Source organism: Xanthomonas citri pv. citri, from assembly GCF_000961215.1.
GTDB lineage: Bacteria > Pseudomonadota > Gammaproteobacteria > Xanthomonadales > Xanthomonadaceae > Xanthomonas > Xanthomonas cissicola.
In genome coordinates, this window is record NZ_CP008996.1 from 16,522 (window position 1) to 33,703 (window position 17,182).

16 protein-coding genes and 5 pseudogenes are annotated in these 17,182 nt (G+C 61.8%); 3 read left to right on the forward strand and 18 right to left on the reverse strand.

Features of this window, described 5'->3' with window-relative positions:
* Positions 1-183 precede the first annotated feature (183 nt).
* The 6 genes from AMD14_RS24440 to AMD14_RS00115 form a co-directional block, all read right to left on the reverse strand.
* Positions 184-405 carry a hypothetical protein gene (locus AMD14_RS24440; protein WP_011052944.1) on the reverse strand — a complete coding sequence of 74 codons (222 nt, stop codon included), beginning with the start codon at positions 403-405 and terminating at the stop codon, positions 184-186.
* A gap of 289 nt (positions 406-694) precedes the next feature.
* Positions 695-1,231, reverse strand: a complete 537-nt coding sequence (locus tag AMD14_RS00100; RefSeq protein ID WP_015463823.1) for a plasmid pRiA4b ORF-3 family protein — start codon at positions 1,229-1,231, stop codon at positions 695-697.
* Entirely contained in the window at positions 1,221-1,433 is a 213-nt protein-coding gene (locus AMD14_RS00105; RefSeq protein WP_011052947.1) for a hypothetical protein, read from the reverse strand. The genes AMD14_RS00100 and AMD14_RS00105 overlap by 11 nt, the downstream gene beginning before the upstream one ends.
* Entirely contained in the window at positions 1,430-1,681 is a 252-nt protein-coding gene (locus AMD14_RS24445; protein WP_125459571.1) for a hypothetical protein, read from the reverse strand. Before AMD14_RS24445 ends, AMD14_RS00105 begins: the two co-directional genes overlap by 4 nt.
* A gap of 22 nt (positions 1,682-1,703) precedes the next feature.
* Positions 1,704-2,036 (reverse strand): type II toxin-antitoxin system PemK/MazF family toxin, encoded by a 333-nt coding sequence (locus AMD14_RS00110; RefSeq protein ID WP_015463824.1) that lies wholly within the window; start codon positions 2,034-2,036, stop codon positions 1,704-1,706.
* Positions 2,036-2,293, reverse strand: a complete 258-nt coding sequence (locus AMD14_RS00115; RefSeq protein WP_011052949.1) for an AbrB/MazE/SpoVT family DNA-binding domain-containing protein — start codon at positions 2,291-2,293, stop codon at positions 2,036-2,038. Before AMD14_RS00115 ends, AMD14_RS00110 begins: the two co-directional genes overlap by 1 nt.
* Before the next feature lie 205 nt (positions 2,294-2,498).
* Here AMD14_RS00115 and AMD14_RS00120 point away from each other — a divergent pair, with 205 nt between their 5' ends.
* Complete coding sequence (locus tag AMD14_RS00120; RefSeq protein ID WP_011052950.1) at positions 2,499-3,101, forward strand: recombinase family protein; 603 nt, start codon at positions 2,499-2,501, stop codon at positions 3,099-3,101.
* Positions 3,085-3,389 (forward strand): annotated as a pseudogene (locus AMD14_RS22410) (Tn3 family transposase); the annotation flags it as partial. The gene AMD14_RS00120 and the pseudogene AMD14_RS22410, both read left to right, overlap by 17 nt.
* 166 nt (positions 3,390-3,555) lie before the next feature.
* Here AMD14_RS22410 and AMD14_RS00125 read toward each other — a convergent pair.
* The 7 genes and pseudogenes from AMD14_RS00125 to AMD14_RS00145 all read right to left on the reverse strand — a co-directional run.
* Positions 3,556-3,762: pseudogene (locus AMD14_RS00125) on the reverse strand (Tn3 family transposase); the annotation flags it as partial.
* 44 nt (positions 3,763-3,806) lie between these two features.
* A pseudogene (locus AMD14_RS22415) lies at positions 3,807-4,376 on the reverse strand (YecA/YgfB family protein); the annotation flags it as partial.
* An 18-nt stretch (positions 4,377-4,394) separates the two neighbouring features.
* The gene (locus tag AMD14_RS00130) at positions 4,395-5,609 is read right to left on the reverse strand and encodes an IS4-like element ISXac1 family transposase (RefSeq protein WP_011050083.1); all 1,215 of its coding nucleotides are present in this window, start codon (positions 5,607-5,609) and stop codon (positions 4,395-4,397) included.
* 73 nt (positions 5,610-5,682) lie between these two features.
* A pseudogene (locus AMD14_RS24450) lies at positions 5,683-5,865 on the reverse strand (UPF0149 family protein); the annotation flags it as partial.
* Positions 5,866-5,883: 18 nt separating this feature from the next.
* The gene (locus AMD14_RS00135) at positions 5,884-8,859 is read right to left on the reverse strand and encodes a Tn3-like element ISXc4 family transposase (RefSeq protein WP_011345576.1); all 2,976 of its coding nucleotides are present in this window, start codon (positions 8,857-8,859) and stop codon (positions 5,884-5,886) included.
* 4 nt (positions 8,860-8,863) lie between these two features.
* Complete coding sequence (locus tag AMD14_RS00140) at positions 8,864-9,283, reverse strand: putative toxin-antitoxin system toxin component, PIN family (protein ID WP_003491210.1); 420 nt, start codon at positions 9,281-9,283, stop codon at positions 8,864-8,866.
* Positions 9,283-9,522, reverse strand: coding sequence for a ribbon-helix-helix domain-containing protein (locus tag AMD14_RS00145; RefSeq protein WP_003491212.1), 240 nt, complete (start codon positions 9,520-9,522; stop codon positions 9,283-9,285). The genes AMD14_RS00140 and AMD14_RS00145 overlap by 1 nt, the downstream gene beginning before the upstream one ends.
* Positions 9,523-9,735: 213 nt before the next feature.
* Between AMD14_RS00145 and AMD14_RS00150 the strand changes: the two genes are divergently transcribed.
* The gene (locus AMD14_RS00150; RefSeq protein ID WP_003491216.1) at positions 9,736-10,659 is read left to right on the forward strand and encodes a recombinase family protein; all 924 of its coding nucleotides are present in this window, start codon (positions 9,736-9,738) and stop codon (positions 10,657-10,659) included.
* 118 nt (positions 10,660-10,777) lie between these two features.
* On the opposite strand, the gene avrBs3 is transcribed toward AMD14_RS00150, so the two are convergent.
* From avrBs3 to AMD14_RS00175, 5 genes and pseudogenes are all read right to left on the reverse strand, one after another.
* Positions 10,778-14,068 (reverse strand): type III secretion system effector avirulence protein AvrBs3, encoded by a 3,291-nt coding sequence (avrBs3, locus tag AMD14_RS00155; RefSeq protein ID WP_045720653.1) that lies wholly within the window; start codon positions 14,066-14,068, stop codon positions 10,778-10,780.
* Positions 14,069-14,934: 866 nt separating this feature from the next.
* A pseudogene (locus AMD14_RS25605) lies at positions 14,935-15,126 on the reverse strand (hypothetical protein); the annotation flags it as partial.
* A gap of 195 nt (positions 15,127-15,321) precedes the next feature.
* The gene (locus tag AMD14_RS00165) at positions 15,322-15,558 is read right to left on the reverse strand and encodes a plasmid partition protein ParG (RefSeq protein ID WP_015463816.1); all 237 of its coding nucleotides are present in this window, start codon (positions 15,556-15,558) and stop codon (positions 15,322-15,324) included.
* A complete protein-coding gene (gene parA / locus AMD14_RS00170; RefSeq protein ID WP_015463817.1) occupies positions 15,555-16,184 on the reverse strand; it encodes a ParA family partition ATPase in 630 nt (209 codons plus the stop codon). The genes AMD14_RS00165 and parA overlap by 4 nt, the downstream gene beginning before the upstream one ends.
* Positions 16,185-16,266: 82 nt before the next feature.
* Positions 16,267-17,004 carry a DNA-binding protein gene (locus AMD14_RS00175; RefSeq protein WP_011052960.1) on the reverse strand — a complete coding sequence of 246 codons (738 nt, stop codon included), beginning with the start codon at positions 17,002-17,004 and terminating at the stop codon, positions 16,267-16,269.
* Between the last annotated feature and the right edge of the window lie 178 nt (positions 17,005-17,182).

Consider the following 17,182-nt stretch of genomic DNA (forward strand, 5'->3'; position numbering starts at 1 on the left):
GAGGCCGCATGGCAGTACACAACTTCGGGTGATCCTGGCAACCCTCGACGACCAGGGTGAGGCGCAGACATGAAGGCGATCACGGACCCGCATGGAGGATCGGCAGAAGGTTGTGAAAAATTTCTGTGCTGACAGCGAGTTAGCTCACTTTTGGCTGTTTTTTACACGAATCCCTGCCGACCCTCAGATTGGCTTAACGAAGAGCGTGAGTTCGGCCGCATTCCTATGATCGGCGAGTACGTTGCCATGTCTGAAGACGCTTGGTTCAAGGTTGAGCTGGTTGTCCACACGCCGTTCGCTTGCGAATTCGACGCTGAGGTGTATGCCGTTGGAGTAGATCACCTTGAGGTTGTCAGAGAAGCCTGTGTCAGCTAGCACGTCGGTGCAGTGGCCTAACAGTTTCATTTCGGCTTATCAATTTAAGTGTTCGTCACTCTGATGCCAATTCAAGCCAGTCGTGAAGACCTTACTGCCGCTCTTGCACGAGGCGACGAAGCGTCGCGGGGCGCTCGCGTTGAACGGATCGAGTGGCTGGCTCAGCACTACTTCAGTCCTGGTGCCGTGATGGGCGATCTGGCCGTGCTCCACATGTTAGAAGAGGCTCGGCGTTGTTTCATTTCCGGCCACTTTGTCGGCGCTCTATTACTCGCAACTTCCTTCATGGGGATGTAAGCCGGAACCCTAGAAAATTCCGTCACCCCGACGCCACGACGTACTCAGCCAGGCGCTCCCTGGCTTCCTCCATATCAAACGTCTTGGGATTGAACGGTCCGCCTAGCCACTCGACGAGTTCGCGTCGGCGGGCGTTGCGGTGGCCAGCGAGTACCCTGAGCATGTCCCCATAACCCCACGGCCCGCCACAATCTTCCGGTGGGCAGGCATATTTGCCGGCAATCACGCGCGGGTAGGTTCCCTTCGGCCTTGCCATTGTCTTCTCGACTGTCACCCGGTGCTGCCAGTTGTCGCCAAAGTCGTAGGTGTAGGTCAGCGCGTCACCGACGCGGCATACATCGCACAGCCGCAACTCGCTACTGATCTGGTCACCGTAGCCGCGCCCGTCCTGGTATGAGAACAGGTGCATCAGTTCCCAGCCCATCACGCCCTGGATGAAGTAGTGCAATTGCGAGAGTTTCACATCTGCGTAGGTGTCGAAGCGACGCCACACGGGTGGCGCGACATCCAGCAATTCGACCCTAAGACGCCACACGGAGGCCGGATTCTCAATCGTCATGTTTGATGATTGCAATAGCGGCTCGCAAGCCGCCGTTTATTGTGGAGACTTCACGTGCTATTGCGAAGAGGCGGTCACGGTAGCCAATAAAAAGGCCGTTGGCCGGCGTCATGAAGGCTAACGCTTCGGCTTCCTGGGCCATGTCGGCAAGTACATCGCCGAATTCCTGAAAGTCCTCGCAGAAGAAATCGGCCCGTCTCATGGTTCTCCTCCATCGCTTACGTAATCGCGCAGCACAGCCGCTACCTTCTCTATCGTCGCGCCAGAAAGCAGCAGCGCAGTGTTACCCACTTCGGAGAGGGGCCAGTCAGGATGGGAGTCGATGATGACGCCGATCAACACCTGTAGGCGTTCGTGCTCATTTGCCGGCGACCTGCTTCCAAGAAGAACGTGCCGGTCGCCGCCTCTACGCCGCGCTGATCGATTGGAATGACCTGATTTACGTTTCATCGGCAATTCCAGTACCAAGGCTTTACTCAAGGATCGCGCTCAGCTTCGCTAATACCTCATCCATGATCGGGGACGGCACGGTTTCCAGCTTGCGCGCGCGCCGCGAGGCTAGATCGAGAGCGCGGGGCTGATCGCAGCGAACTACGCCAGTTGTGTTGGTACCCGCACCCATGAGCGACACGGTAAAGCCTGCCGTGCGGGCGAAGTTACCCCCACTGGTGATCGGCAGCACGACCGGTGTTTTCGTCAGGCGGTTGAACGCGCTTGGCGACACAATCAGCACCGGGCGCGTGCCCTGTTGTTCATGGCCGGACGTGGGATCGAGCGAAACCAAATAGACATCGCCGCGATCCATCACAGCAGCTCGCTGCCAACAGGCTTGGCGTCGAGCCATTCCCGATCTTCGGTGGAGAGTTCGGCGGATGCGTCGCATTGGGCCAGCAGCTCATCCAGGCTGTAGTACGGACGCAGCGTGGGTTCGATCACCAGGCGACCATGATCGACGGCCAAGCCAACGGTAGCGCCGGCACGCAGACGCAGCATATCCAGAATGGCGGGCGGGACAGCCAACATGATCGAGCCACCGACCTTACGCAGATTGGTCGTATGCATGGACGCACCTCCATAGATTGGATTATATAAAAATATAACCTGATTGGGCCTAGACCGCAAGTGCCCTGCTGTCGGAAAACAAGTGTTTGGCGACATGAAGGCAACCTCCCAGCACAAGTGATCGCAGAACCCCGTAAAAAGTGTGCGGAAAACCCCGTCGCCACACGCTACCATGCGGAAACCGGTTCCCGATGGTTATTCGCCTATGTTGGTCGGCTACATGCGTGTGTCATCGGACTCCGACCGGCAGAGCACTAACTTGCAACGCGACGCACTGCTCGCTGCTGGCGTTGATGCCCGACACCTGTTCGAGGATCGCATCTCAGGCGCGAAGGATGACCGTGCAGGCTTGACGAAGGCGCTCGAATTCGTCCGGCCCGGTGACGTACTGGTGGTCTGGAAGCTCGACCGGCTTGGCCGCTCTCTGTCGCACTTGCTCGCCATCGTGACCTCACTCAAGGACAAGCAGGTGGCGTTCCGCTCGCTGACCGAGGGAATGGATACCAGCACGGCGTCCGGCGAGTTGCTATTCCATGTGTTCGGCGCACTCGCGCAGTACGAGCGCGCCCTGATCCAAGAGCGCGTCGTCGCGGGCCTAGCCGCTGCCCGGCGGCGTGGCCGCATCGGTGGGCGACCGTTGGCCATCGTCGGCGAAAAGCTGGAGGCCATCATTGCTGCGCTGAACGGCGGGATGTCGAAAGCGGCCGTGTGCCGCAACTTCGGCGTCAAACGCACCACCTTGATCGAAACGCTGGAGCGAGTGGGTTGGCGTGGAACGGGGAGCACGGCCGATGGGCAACAAGAATAAGCTGCTCACCGTCCTCTCGGACGCCGAGCAGGAAGCGCTGTATGGCCTGCCGGACTTCGACGATGCGCAGCGGCTGGAATACTTGGCGTTGTCCGAGGCGGAGTTGGCGAGGACTTCGAACGCGAGACGATCACCAAACATGAGCACTACACCCAGCGCGAGCGCATCGCCGAATGGTTCGGCTATCGGCTCTGGGCAGCCGATTTTCTGCCGCAACTCGCGCAGCAGGCCGCCCAGATCGCGCGCCGCGACGTGACGCCTAGCTTCGTCGCCGCCGAGCTGTCCGTAGGGGGTTCCCCCTACACCCCGGATCGGGCACCTGGTCGTCGGCAGCGCCGCCGGCGGGATCTGTGACCAAGACAGGGGTTGAGCCGACATACGTGTAAAAATAGCTCACAAGACTGGATTTCATCCATTGCATCAGTGAGTTAGCGGATATTTTGACGCAACAAAACTACACGACCAATGCCAGTTCAGTCTCATACGGCTCGGGGACTGCCTCCACATCAATCAGGTAATCCCCGAAGCGCTTCACATGGCTGGTCACGTACGGGCTGAGGAAAGCCACGTCCTCCCGTGTGATCTTCCACCCCTGCCGCATCAGAGACTTCATGATCCGGGTCTGTTCGACCACGTTGTAGAAGATGACGGCATTGGAAACGGGGTTCGGGGAGCAATGGAACAGGGAAGTCAGTTAAGCCGGTATCAATGAAATGTCGGAGCGCTGGTAGCACAGCAATGCTTGTACTTCCGCCCACTGCCACATGGGCACTGATCATTTCTCCCAATCTTAGGACCTTGTCTGCGTAAAGGCCCTTGGGTTGCCAATTGGCGATGTGAGGCAAAGTAGCGATAGATGTGCGTCAGTCCGGCAATCAGGGACTGAAGCAACTCATCGCGTTTGTCCGGCGCAATCTCTGGCGGGCGCATGGCGGGATCAGGATCATGTTCATGGGTCAAGATCATGATTGGCAGCATGGGCCCGCCAAATTCTTCGCTGCCGATCAACTCTTGCCAACTATTGGGCCGTAATTGAATGCCGCGCATGAAACCACGTGCCCAGTCGTTACCGTGTACGGCCCCATCCGCATCTTCGAGTAGCACGGGAAGGTAGACATCGTCTTTCTCCAGAGTGCGGAACAATTCTGATGCAATCGTGTTCCAGTGCCGCATGACCAAGCCAAGAATTTCGGCGGCTTGGTCATTGCTGTCGAAGCAATGGTCTTCCCCGAATACTTGTGGCAAGTGTTCGCTGGGCAAAACCGTTTCTGGACCTTAGGTATCCCCACGTTTTTAAAGCACCAGCGTCATCTGCTCACGCACTGCTTCGGGCAGTGTACGTAAGCGTTCTAGCCAGCGTGAGACAGGTTCCATCGGCCAGCGCCTGGCCAGCGCCTGGCGGCCGACACGCAGTGTCGAGTAGAGCTTGCGTGTACTGCTGCGTGGCGATAGCCACTGGGCGATACCGGTGGCTTCGCATCCCAGTCCTGCCAGCCAACTGGCAAAGGTGGCCAGTGTGTTGAGCAACAACAGGATCTGCAACCGCTCGCCGCGACGGGTCAGGCTGTCTTCCATCGCCTGACCGTAGCGATGCGACTTCAGATCACGAAATGCCAGCTCGATCTGCATCCTTCGTGCGTACAGATTGACCAAGTGTTTCGCGCTGGGTGCTTGTAACTGTGGGGAGGCAACGATCAACCACGGCTCGCGTTCACGCGCCGCTGCTTTCAAGCTGGAGGATGCACGCGAGACCTTCGCTGGCGAGCGGCGGTTGCGTTGCTGACGTCCCAGACGTGTCTTGGCATAGAGCACCAGACGGCAATCGAGTGGATCACTGCGATTGGCCTGCATCGGTGGCAATTCGCATGCACGGTTGGACGCCAATGCATGCAGGCGTCGGCTATCGATCCATTGCGCTGCATCATCGGGCACGTCTTGCGGTTTGACCTGCGTGCGTCCGCGAAGACGCCCGACCCAATCCCAGCCCATCGCCGACACCGCGCGAAACCATGGCGTGCGGAATCCGGCGTCCGTGACCAGGATCGGACGCACATCGTCTGGAATCATTCGCCTGAGCTGTTGCAAGAAGCGTTTTTCCGCGCCGGGCGATCCCTGCTGTTTCCCGGCAACCACCATGTCCAGCAAGGTGAGTGTGCGTCCACCGATCGGCACGGCTGCGCGCAGCAGACACCATGACTTGTCCGGCTTCAAATCGCTCCAGTCGATGACGATCACCGGCTGGTCGCCGCGCAACAGCCAATGCGCCATGTCCCGCTCGATCATGGATCGCTCGGCCTGCAACGTGCGATTGCACAGCAGGCGGTCGCATGCCTTGAGGGGCGCACGTACCCGCGTCGCGCCAGGCCACGCGCGTGCGATGTCGATCAGCGTCAGTCGGCCCCCGTGCACTAGCGCTTCAACCGCGCCCAGCAAGGTACGTTGGCGTAACGCATGCATCCCGGAGAGTGAGTTAGACAGGCACTTCTGCAATACTTCGCTGGCGCGCATGGTCGGCACTCTTCTCTGGCTTAATCACCTTGAAGCGTGCCCCATGCGCGCACCTTCTTCCACCGCCTGGCCCACCAAGCGCTTGATCTCGCAGGAAGAAATGTGGGGAAACCTCAGTTTCTGGACCACAAATGAGTGCGGCAAAGAACCCATCGAGCATTTCGAGATTCATTGCAGGTGCGCCGACTCCTTCGAGAAAGTCGCCCAGCCGATCAAGCTGGGCATCGTTCAACGGTTGTTGCGTCATTTGTTGCATGGTGAATCTCCAAGGTTTTTAAGGATCATTCGGTTTGGTCAACGGTCTCAGCTCGCCGCGCGCGACAGCTTCCGGCACCGAGAACGAATAGCGTCCGAGCATGTTGATGTGCTCGTGGCCGAACGGCGACAGCCGTGCCTCGTCTTCTGGCTTCACGGGGTAGCCTTCGCTGCGCAACTGCGTCAGCACCGCATCCATGTACAGCGTGTTCCAAAGCACGATCATGTTCACGACCAGGCCGAGCGCGCTCAACTGGTCTTCCTGCCCTTCGCGGTAGCGCTGGAACAGCTCGCCGCGCTTGCCGTGGAAAACCTCGCGCGCCAGGCTGTGGCGGCCTTCACCGAGATTCAGTTGCAGCAGCGTGGCGCGACGGCGGGCTTCGTCGTCGATGAAATTCAACGTGTGGATGGTCTTGTCGATACGGCCGATTTCGGCGATGGCTTGCGCCAGGCTGGTGGGCCGTTCATCGACCTGTAAGGTGCGCATGATGCCCATCGCCGGAACCAGACCGAGCTTGAGCGAGCCGACCAGACGCAGCACATCATCCCAATGCGGGGTGATACGGTCGAGATTCACACGCTGCCGGGCCAGCGCATTGAGGTCGCCATAGTCGGCGTCGGGATCGACGCGCCAGAAACGGGTACCGCCAACATCGGCCAGGCGCGGGCAGAATCGATAGTTGGAGAGGCGGAACAAACCGAACACCAAATCGCTGTACGCGCCGGTGTCGGTCATGATCTGGGTCGGCTGCAACTCCGTTTGCTGCTCCAGCACAACCGCTAGCAAAATCAAACTGTCGCGCAGCGTGCCAGGCACAGTGATCGCGTTCAGTCCGGTGCGCTGATCGGAAAGCAAGTTGTACCAAGTGACGCCGCGCCCGCGATTGAAATACTTTGGGTTCGGTCCAGCGTGGATCGTGCGCACCGGCACCACGAATCGCATGCCGTCGGCCGAAGCCACATCGCCACCTCCCCAGGTTCGCGCCAGTGCGATACGACTTTGCGCGGCCACCAGCACGGCATTGCAGGCTGTCAGCGTGTCGTCACGCACATAGTTCTGATCGACCCACATCAGCCGGTCGCGCTTGAGCGCCGGAGTGTCTGGCCGCACCAGTGGTTCCGGGCCGGTGTTGCAGGCTTCGGCCATCAGCACCGCGCACAGGCTGGTGGTCAGGTCGGCCGCGCGCGCGGTGCGTTCAGTCAGGTGCGTGAACGCTTCCATGCAGCCAGTACGACCGGCGACTTCCAGCAGGATTTCCGGAAGATCGACGCGCGGCATGCGCGCCTTGATTTCGTTGCGCAGCGCGATCAATGAAGGCGGCTCCTCCAATGCTTCAAGCGGACTGAGCACCAGTTCCGTCTTGTCGCCAACGTTCTCGAAGCGCACTGCGTCGTTCTGGGGCAGGCGCGCGGCGACGCGGCGGTAGGTTTCGTCCAGCTCGCGCGTCAGCTCGGACAACGTGGCCTCGGGCTGCGCCGACAGGCTCAGCGAGCGGCAGACGATAGGCCGCGAGGCCTCCCATTCAGCTCCGGCCAGCAGCCCGGCGCGTGGATCGGCGTAGCGCCAACTCGGGCTGATGAACACGTCGCGGCGGCGAATCGCACTGCGCAGCTTGTCGAGCGCGCAGAACGAATAGGCTGTGGCATTGATGCGGCCATCATCCTGAACGACATGGCGTTGCCACGCCTTGCCGACGATGGCCGTGGGCGGATCATGGTCGGGCTTCTCATGCAGCCATTGCAACGCCTGCGCCAAAGGTTGCGCGGCCGGATTGGCGTCAAAGCGGATGACGCGCAGCAACGCCGGCAGGAAGCGCGAGACGGTGGCCTTGCGGGCTTCCAGTTCGGTGTAGAACACATCGTTGGGCGGGCGCACCAGACCGCGCACTTCATTGAGCGCCTGGGCCAGTTCATCGTGGCCGATGGCGGCATAGACGCGCTCGCGCAGTTCGCCGTCCGGCAGGGCCGGATCGAGCAGCATCCGGCATGCCTCGGCCAGCGTCGAGGCGGCCCGATCCAGATCCTTGAGGGAGCGCTGCCTGACCTTACGATCTTCTTTCTCAGCCTTGGTGAACAGCTCGCGCAGCAGCAGGTCGAGCACATCGATGGCATCGTCTTGCGCGCTGGCTTCCAGGCAGTGGACGAAGGCCACTAGCGTGGCGATGCGTCGCACCTCCGGCAATCGAGCCACGGCGGATACCTTGGCAGTACTGGCGAAGCGGGCCAGCGCTGCGATGCGGCTCGGCGGCACATGGGTGCCTGGCAGCTTAATGCCCAAGCCACGCACGGTTTCGATTCGCAGCAAGGCCGCAACGAGCGCCGGAGCGCTGACGCGTACCGGCCCCTTGCGCAATCGATCCAGCCAAGACTGCCGGCTGCCTTCGACAAGCTTGAGCAAGTCATCGAGGCGTTGTCGCTGCTCGGGTGTCACGCCGTGCACCAGTAGTCGCCACAGACGCGACTCCATGCGTGAGCGTATCTCGGCGATAAAGCGCTCCAGCAAGGTGACGCCGGGTAGCAGCACCTTGTGGCCGACCAGCCAGCCGTTGGCGTAGTCGAACAGCGCACTCGGGCGGTCAGTGCCCGTCCAGCACAACGCGCACAACCAGCGGCCAAGGCGGAACTGGACGCCGGTACCCGTGAACTCGCGGTAGCCATAGCGGGTGCGAATCTCGCTCGTGTGCTGCCAGCGCTGCCGAGTTGTCCGGTAGTCAATGACGCAATCGGAAGGGTCGGCGATGCCAAGTTGCGACGACAGCGTATGCAGCACCGGGCTTGGCACGGCGGTAGGGTCTTCCAGAAAGGTGCCGAGAAACCGCGCCGTGGTCAGTTGCAGCGCATAACCGAGGCGACTGCTGTCGCGTCGCTTGGTGGCGATCCACTCGCGGTCATCGTCGTCCAGGTGGAAATAGCGCGCCAGCTCTTCGCTGGAAAGCGTGTCTGGATAGCGGCCGTAGCGTTCCCGTTGTGTGGTGGACAGGAAGCTGACCGGCATGGCGTCAAAGCGCCTCGGCGCAGAAGGTGACTGGCGTGACGATGCGCGTGCGGCCAATGCTACCGCGTTGCAGCAGCCCAGCGCGGCGGTCGCCAGTCACAAGGTAATCGGCCTCGCTGGCCAGTGCCATCGCCAGCAGGAACGCATCGTTCGGATCATTGACCTCGATGCGATCAGGCAGAGGCGGCAATACATGCAGCACAACGGCGCGCTGCATGTTGTTGATCATCGTGCCGACGCGATGCGCGGGCAGGATTGCCTTGATCTTCGGGTAACGGCTCACGCGGCGCAGTTCATCAAGCTGCGCCGTCCCTGTCACCAGTTCAAAGCGTGCTGCAAGCCAACCGCGATAGATGATGTCGGGTGGGCTGTGCGACGAGATCAGCGCGGCCAGCAATACGTTGGTGTCGAGGACGACCCGCATTAATGCTCACGCGCCCATTGCACCGCCTCATCAATGAGGTCGTTCAGTTCTGTCTCACCCATACCCACCGTAGCGGCTTTGGCTTGTTCCACAGCCCGCTCGAAGAGGTAGGCGCGCACCGCATCCTCGATGAAGCGTGACAGGTCGCCCTTGCGACCGCCGCCTTGCGCGGCGATGAACATGCGGACGGACTGATCCACGTCCGGCGATACGGCGATGTTCCAGCGCACGGTATTCATGAAGCTCTCTCCAATCAGAGTTTATGCACATCGGTGTTTATACACTCTTTAAGCGGTTTTTTTTGCAACGGTTCAATAAAACGATCGTTTTTATGAACTCTGATGGGGCGATCGGCGCGAGGTGTCCGTAAGCCAACAAGCAGTCTGTAATAGTGGTTTGTACAATCAAAGTTTGATATTATTAAAAATTAACGAGTAAAGCAAAATATTACGATGAAAATCGGCTATGCGCGCGTATCCACGCGCGAACAGAACCCAGCCTTGCAGGTGGACTCCCTCAAGGCGGCCGGCTGCGAGCGCATTTATCAGGACGTTGCGAGCGGCGCGAAGACCGCGCGCCCAGCGCTCGATGAACTGCTGGGCCAGTTGCGTGGCGGCGACGTGCTGGTGATCTGGAAACTCGACCGCATGGGACGCTCACTCAAGCACCTGGTTGAGTTGGTGGGTAGCCTGATGGAACGCAAGGTCGGGCTGCTCAGCCTGAATGACCCCATCGACACCACCAGCGCCCAAGGGCGGTTCGTGTTCAACCTGTTCGCCACGCTGGCCGAGTTCGAGCGCGAGCTAATTCGCGAGCGCACCCAGGCCGGGCTGACGGCCGCGCGGGCGCGTGGCAGGGTCGGTGGGCGACCCAAGGGCCTGTCGCCGCAGGCCGAAGCGACAGCGCTGGCGGCCGAGACCCTATACCGCGAGCGCAAGCTGTCGGTCGCTGCCATTGCGCAGAAACTGCACTTGTCCAAGAGCACGCTGTACAGCTACCTGCGGCATCGCGGCGTAGAGATCGGCCCGTACAAACAATCGGCGCAGTCGCCGATAAACGTCTCCGTGGTCGAGAGCGGAAACGCTGACCAGCCGAAGGTCGCCACCATCCTGCTGACCTTGCGCATCGAGAACAATAGCAAGTTCGTGCGCGGAAAGAAGCGCTCGATCGAGCATGTCGAGTTTTTTGATCTTGCCCAATACGATGCCACGCGGCGGCCGAACGGGGAATATGAACTGAAGGTGCCCTATGACACGGATGAAGAGCTGGATGAAGCCGTGAACGATTTGCTAACCGACATCGCCTGCGGTGCGGATGACCGCCACTGTTTCTCAGAGAGCCACGCCCGCATGGAAGGTACAGACCGGCACTGGTGAAGGCTTAACTGACTTCCCTGTTCCATTGCTCCCCGAACCCCAAAGTGGGCTAACTCGCTGTCAGTAAAGGTTACTTACACCAATCCCTGCCGACGCTCAGGTAGTCACCGACTGAGCCTCACTGAGGCAATAGCTCCATCAACCATGCGAGCTCCTCTTCGTTGAATGCCGGGAAATCATCCGCTGCCCCTGCGAAGGGGTCCTCATCTTGTTCCCGCATCACGGTGCTGGACGCTGCCAGGTCGGCAGCCGTGGGCGTACCAGGATCCGGGAGGCCGCCCCCGATACTGGTACGCGGGCGTTTTACCCTCCAACTGAGGGGCAAATGCAGCGCATCGCGCTGTTCGGGAACGCGCACCTCGAACGATTGCTGTGCGGAGGGACCGGTGACAGCACGATCCGATCGGGACCGTTTACGGCTGCTTGCCCGCGTCTGATCTCCCTCGTGCATTGGGCTAGGCGCATCAAGGTCACGCTCCAGCGAATCGGCGAATGCATGCAAAGACGCCTGATCCGGCGTTTGAGTTGAAGTAGGGGACGGTTTGGCCCTTTTCATCCCTGATGCCTGGAGGATACGGTCCCAACGCTGCGAGGCTGGGGGGAGCGTTCCACTGCGGGCTTCGAGTTCGGTGACGCCCACTCTGCGAAAGAGCTGTAACAACCCGTGCCTGCTCATCCCGAACTGCGTCATGGCGTCATCAAATGCTTGCGCTGGGTGGGAGTGGCACTGGAAAAAACCCAGCACGCGAACCACTTGCGCGTGGTCGGCAACGCGATGGGATGTGCGTTCGGGAATACGGCGATTGGTTCTTTTGATCAAGGCCGGCGCGTGCGGCAATCCCTTTTTCACTGCATCCAGCGCAGGACGTCCGCCGAGGCAGGCCAAGGCGACGAGGTGGTCGTTGGTCAACGCGGCCAACGCCGGATCAGGGCGAGATAACTGGGCAACAATGCTCTCCAGCGCCGGCCTGCCGCCGCCATTGCTGGCGATGGCCACCACCTGCTCCGGGGTCAGGCCATGGGCCTGGCACAGCACCGGCAACAGCCGCTGCACCGTCTCCAGCGCCTGCTTGCCACCAATATTGCTGGCGATGGCCACCACCTGCTCCGGGGTCAGGCCATGGGCCTGGCACAGCACCGGCAACAGCCGCTGCACCGTCTCCAGCGCCTGCTTGCCACCAATATTGCTGGCGATGGCCACCACCTGCTCCGGGGTCAGGCCATGGGCCTGGCACAGCACCGGCAACAGCCGCTGCACCGTCTCCAGCGCCTGCTTGCCACCGCCATTGCTGGCGATGGCCACGACCTGGTCCAGGGTCAGGCCATGGGCCTGGCACAGCACCGGCAACAGCCGCTGCACCGTCTCCAGCGCCTGCTTGCCACCGCCATTGCTGGCGATGGCCACCACCTGCTCCGGGGTCAGGCCATGGGCCTGGCACAGCACCGGCAACAGCCGCTGCACCGTCTCCAGCGCCTGCTTGCCACCGCCATTGCTGGCGATGGCCACCACCTGCTCCGGGGTCAGGCCATGGGCCTGGCACAGCACCGGCAACAGCCGCTGCACCGTCTCCAGCGCCTGCTTGCCACCGCCATTGCTGGCGATGGCCACCACCTGCTCCGGGGTCAGGCCATGGGCCTGGCACAGCACCGGCAACAGCCGCTGCACCGTCTCCAGCGCCTGCTTGCCGCCATCGTGGCTGGCGATGGCCACCACCTGCTCCGGGGTCAGGCCATGGGCCTGGCACAGCACCGGCAACAGCCGCTGCACCGTCTCCAGCGCCTGCTTGCCACCGCCATTGCTGGCGATGGCCACCACCTGCTGCGGGGTCAGGCCATGGGCCTGGCACAGCACCGGCAACAGCCGCTGCACCGTCTCCAGCGCCTGCTTGCCGCCATCGTGGCTGGCGATGGCCACCACCTGGTCCGGGGTCAGGCCATGGGCCTGGCACAGCACCGGCAACAGCCGCTGCACCGTCTCCAGCGCCTGCTTGCCGCCATCGTGGCTGGCGATGGCCACCACCTGGTCCGGGGTCAGGCCATGGGCCTGGCACAGCACCGGCAACAGCCGCTGCACCGTCTCCAGCGCCTGCTTGCCACCAATATTGCTGGCGATGGCCACCACCTGCTCCGGGGTCAGGCCATGGGCCTGGCACAGCACCGGCAACAGCCGCTGCACCGTCTCCAGCGCCTGCTTGCCGCCATCGTGGCTGGCGATGGCCACCACCTGCTCCGGGGTCAGGCCATGGGCCTGGCACAGCACCGGCAACAGCCGCTGCACCGTCTCCAGCGCCTGCTTGCCACCAATATTGCTGGCGATGGCCACCACCTGCTCCGGGGTCAGGCCATGGGCCTGGCACAGCACCGGCAACAGCCGCTGCACCGTCTCCAGCGCCTGCTTGCCGCCATCGTGGCTGGCGATGGCCACCACCTGCTCCGGGGTCAGGCCATGGGCCTGGCACAGCACCGGCAACAGCGCCTGCACCGTCTCCAGCGCCTGCTTGCCACCAATATTGCTGGCGATGGCCACCACCTGCTCCGGGGTCAGGTTCAGGGGGGCACCCGTCAGTGCATTGCGCCATGCATGCACTGCCTCCACTGCGGTCACGCCGCCACGTTTTGCAATCTTGAGAAGTTGGCCTGTGTCCAACTGTAACGGTGGACCTCTCAACTCTCCCGCCACCGTGAGCAAGGCCTCCAGAGCGCGTGCGCCGGACCACTGTTTGCCGACGCCAACGATCGCTTCGTGTGTCGCCTCTGGCAACGCTGCGATCATGTCCTGATACTTGACAGCGACGGTCCCTAACGCTGCCGGGTGTTGGCTGAGCGCAACGATGTGCGCGTGTGTAAACCCATGGCCGACCAGTGCCTCGTGGTGCTGCGCCACTGTCGAACGAACCTTCGGTTTGATCTTCTCCTGTTGCTGCTGGCTGTAGCCGAGCGTGCGTAGATCCACCTGCGCGGCCGGCGAAGCGTCGGAGGGTTGCGCAGCACGTCGTCGCGGCGCCGGCTTGGCGCGCGGCGGCCGCGCGGCAGTGACAGCCACGCGCATGGTGGGTGGGGGGGCGTCGGCTGCCCGCAGACCCGATTGCACCTCATCCCACTCGCCTGTGGCAGCCTCTGTATGGTGAGCGCCGAAGGGAGGCAATGAATCAAAAAGCGATGTATTAAAAAGTGACGGATCGAACTGACGTAACAGGTCACTGAAGCTGCCCGCCGAGAACGCAGGTGAGGGGGCAGGGGGAGATGGCAGCCGGGTCCGGGAAATCGTCCGCCGAGCGGGCAAGCCATCCAGGGGGCCGCCGGCAGGCGGAGACACCCCACGATCTGCAGTCGGCTGAACCCCATCGGGTTGGGGTCCGGGCAGAAGCTCGCGGGCAGGACTTGGTGTGCGCGAACGAATGGGATCCATCAGGCATACCTCTTTACATGGTCGCCTCCAGACTAGCGGTCTGTGGTTCCTACATAGCTTCCGAGGCCGCATGGCAGTACACAACTTCGGGTGATCCTGGCAACCCTCGACGACCAGGGTGAGGCGCAGACATGAAGGCGATCACGGACCCGCATGGAGGATCGGCAGAAGGTTGTGAAAAATTTCTGTGCTGACAGCGAGTTAGCTCACTTTTGGCTGTTTTTTACACGAATCCCTGCCGACCCTCTTTTCTGGCGCTTGGCCAGCGCGGCTTTTGACACGGGTTCCCCCGTTTCCGGGTCGATCACCTTCTTGCGCCCGGCCAGCGTGGATCTGGGAATTGGCCGGGCCGTGCTCGAGCCGGGAGCCTGTGAGGGAAGGCCGGGGGGAGTCGGTCCCTTTCCCGTGCTGGCGGTAGCCGGCATGACCGTCGCATGCGTGGACGAACTGGCTATCAATGAAGCTGAAGGTGAAGGGGCGGGATAGTGTCCAACGCCATGGGAATAGCTCGATGGAGGGGGGGGCGCGATTGCAGGGCAATCAACAGACTCTCCCGCAGGCACCGACAGCTCCGACTGGTTGGCAACCTCCTGGAATGCAGGGGCGCTTGAGGCAGAGATTGGAGTGTCTGGTATGTCCAGAAAGTCCATCGGGTCAAAGGCAAGCTCTCCGGACAACGCCACTGCCGGCGGTGGCGCAGGTGGCGCGGGCTCTCCCGCAGGCACCGACAGCTCCGACTGGTTGGCAACCTCCTGCAATGCAGGGGCGCTTGAGGCAGAGATTGGAGTGTCTGGTATGTCCAGAAAGTCCATCGGGTCAAAGGCAAGCTCTCCGGACAACGCCACTGCCGGTGGTGGGGCAAGTGGCACAGACTGTATGGAGGTGGAGGCGCGGTGGAGGCGGTGTTGCCGTATCTCCTGGATCCGATACGGGCTGGGATCGGCGGGCAGAACACGCCGTCTCCACGGAGGTGCCATCTCACCCAATTGCGTCAACGCGTCCTGACCGTGCTGGGTGCGGCGCCAATTGACGGTATCGGCGATTTCCTGATCGGGCGAATGAGGAACTGATGCAATGGATGAAATCCGACCTTGTGAGCTACTTTTACACGTATGTCGGCTGAACCCCAGGCTGGCCACCGATCAAGGGGCAAGCGGAGCGCGCAGGCCGCAATCGCGGCCGGACCGAGCGTTGGAATTGACAGTGGGAAGTGACCCGGCGCGCTTTTTAGCCGCTAAAACGCAAAGGCGTTTTTACTGTTTTCTGTATTTCTGCAAAAGCAGCTCGCGCACCTCATCGGCGATCTTGGTGCCGCGTTGCGCGCAAGCGGTCTTGATCTGCCGATGCAGGCTATCGGGCACGTCGATGGTGAGGCGCTTCATCTGCTCCGGCTCGTCGCTGCTGCTACGGCTCTCGACCCACGCATCAGCGGCGACCGGGGCGGGCTTGTTGGTCGGCTTGGTGCCGATCTGGACTTTCTTCGTGCTCATCGTGCGAACTCCATCAGTTCGGCCTTGACGGCCTCGATCTCGGCCGCTGCCGGCCCTGCTTGGTCGATCTCATGCACGGCCCGGCCCTGGGCCGCTGCCTCAGCGAACACAACGCGCTGCGTGACACTAGCCGCCAACACCGGCACCGGATAGGCGGCCAGGGCCTCGCCCACGTCGCGCCCAATAGCCGTATTGGCGATTTTACGATTTACCACAAATGCAGATTTCAATTTTTCTTTATATACGCGAGCTTCCTCAATCAGCTTCACAACCTCGTCGGCCGCCCAAATGTCGTAGGGGCTGGGCTGAACGGGGATCAGCACCACATCGGCGGCCATGATCGCGCTGCGCGCCAGGTCGGTGACGCGGGGCGGGCCGTCGATGACAATGTGGTCATAGCCCTGCCCGAGCTGGGCAATATCCTTATGGACGGTCGGCCGGGGGAACCCGACCACAGAAAACAGCGGCTCGCCCTCGCGGGCTGCTGCCCAATCCAGGGCGCTGCCCTGGGGGTCGGCGTCGATCAGCAGCACCCGCGCCCCAGTGCGGGCCAGACTGGCCGCGAGATTCACGCTCAAGGTGGTTTTGCCTACTCCGCCTTTTTGGTTCAAAACCCCGACGATCATGTTTTCATCCTTTCTTTTTTGTCGTTTCTGTAATTTTACGACGACACAGAAAAAAGTTAAAGCGTTATTGTAATTTTAAGTTTTAGCAGGAAAGCCCTGCCGCCCCACTTGACGGCATGCTAGCTGGCGCCGCGCCCGCGCGGCCTGGCCTGGCCTGGCCAGCCTTTGGCGAGGCGGCCACTGACTCAAACGCTGCTAGCCGGCCCCGCAGGTTCGCTGCCTCCTCGCGGGCCTGGCCGGCAGCGTTGCGCTGCTCGGCAGCAACCAGGTGCGCCCGATCCAGCTCGGTGCGTAACTCGCTGGCGCGGGCTTCGGCCGTGCTAGCCCGCTGCTGTAGGTCCACCAATGCAGTGCGCACCTGGTCAAGGGCGGCCTGGTGGGTCGCCGCTGCCGTGACGGCCTGCTGCAGGGCGGCGTCCAGCTCGGCGATGCGCGCTTGGGCCGCTTCAAGCTCGAGTGCCTGGGCCTCGTAGGCGTCGGCCATCTGCTGGCTCAGTGCCTCCACCTCCTGTCGCTCGGCTTCCCACCCGGCCTGGGCCGCGCGCAGCGCGTCGTTGGCCACCTCTTGGGCGGCCTGCCAAATGGCCACCACCGCCAAGCCTGCGGCCTGCTGCACCGGCTCGGGCACCTGGACGGCAACCGACGCCGGACGCGCCTGTGTGCGCCGCCATTCTTTCATGACGGTGCTTGCCTCGTTCATGTTGGCCTTGGCCGCTTTGCGCACGGCATCGACGGTCGGAAAGACCTCACGGCCGGCCTGTTCATACAGCGCATCAGCGGCGGCGAGGATGCGATCACGTGCGTCTTGGGAGGGGTCCATGTACGGTTCCGATACTTGTATGATAAGAAGAATAACAGTATTATTCTTCTTATCATACAAGCGGTTTTGCGCTTGATTGCATACCGTTCGGCGGGCACGCAGCAGGCTTGTGTGCGCGTAGCGCACGGTGACCGCTTTTCAACGCAGGCAACCCGAAGCCGACAGCCTTTCTAGGGTC

What these genes read in the sequence shown, in the direction of transcription:
- AMD14_RS24440 (WP_011052944.1), bottom strand. Translation starts at nt 405, where the DNA reads ATGAAACTGTTAGGCCACTGCACCGACGTGCTAGCTGACACAGGCTTC.
- AMD14_RS00100 (WP_015463823.1), bottom strand. Translation starts at nt 1,231, where the DNA reads ATGACGATTGAGAATCCGGCCTCCGTGTGGCGTCTTAGGGTCGAATTG.
- AMD14_RS00105 (WP_011052947.1), bottom strand. Translation starts at nt 1,433, where the DNA reads ATGAGACGGGCCGATTTCTTCTGCGAGGACTTTCAGGAATTCGGCGAT.
- AMD14_RS24445 (WP_125459571.1), bottom strand. Translation starts at nt 1,681, where the DNA reads ATGAAACGTAAATCAGGTCATTCCAATCGATCAGCGCGGCGTAGAGGC.
- AMD14_RS00110 (WP_015463824.1), bottom strand. Translation starts at nt 2,036, where the DNA reads ATGGATCGCGGCGATGTCTATTTGGTTTCGCTCGATCCCACGTCCGGC.
- AMD14_RS00115 (WP_011052949.1), bottom strand. Translation starts at nt 2,293, where the DNA reads ATGCATACGACCAATCTGCGTAAGGTCGGTGGCTCGATCATGTTGGCT.
- AMD14_RS00120 (WP_011052950.1), top strand. Translation starts at nt 2,499, where the DNA reads ATGTTGGTCGGCTACATGCGTGTGTCATCGGACTCCGACCGGCAGAGC.
- AMD14_RS00130 (WP_011050083.1), bottom strand. Translation starts at nt 5,609, where the DNA reads ATGCGCGCCAGCGAAGTATTGCAGAAGTGCCTGTCTAACTCACTCTCC.
- AMD14_RS00135 (WP_011345576.1), bottom strand. Translation starts at nt 8,859, where the DNA reads ATGCCGGTCAGCTTCCTGTCCACCACACAACGGGAACGCTACGGCCGC.
- AMD14_RS00140 (WP_003491210.1), bottom strand. Translation starts at nt 9,283, where the DNA reads ATGCGGGTCGTCCTCGACACCAACGTATTGCTGGCCGCGCTGATCTCG.
- AMD14_RS00145 (WP_003491212.1), bottom strand. Translation starts at nt 9,522, where the DNA reads ATGAATACCGTGCGCTGGAACATCGCCGTATCGCCGGACGTGGATCAG.
- AMD14_RS00150 (WP_003491216.1), top strand. Translation starts at nt 9,736, where the DNA reads ATGAAAATCGGCTATGCGCGCGTATCCACGCGCGAACAGAACCCAGCC.
- avrBs3 (WP_045720653.1), bottom strand. Translation starts at nt 14,068, where the DNA reads ATGGATCCCATTCGTTCGCGCACACCAAGTCCTGCCCGCGAGCTTCTG.
- AMD14_RS00165 (WP_015463816.1), bottom strand. Translation starts at nt 15,558, where the DNA reads ATGAGCACGAAGAAAGTCCAGATCGGCACCAAGCCGACCAACAAGCCC.
- parA (WP_015463817.1), bottom strand. Translation starts at nt 16,184, where the DNA reads ATGATCGTCGGGGTTTTGAACCAAAAAGGCGGAGTAGGCAAAACCACC.
- AMD14_RS00175 (WP_011052960.1), bottom strand. Translation starts at nt 17,004, where the DNA reads ATGGACCCCTCCCAAGACGCACGTGATCGCATCCTCGCCGCCGCTGAT.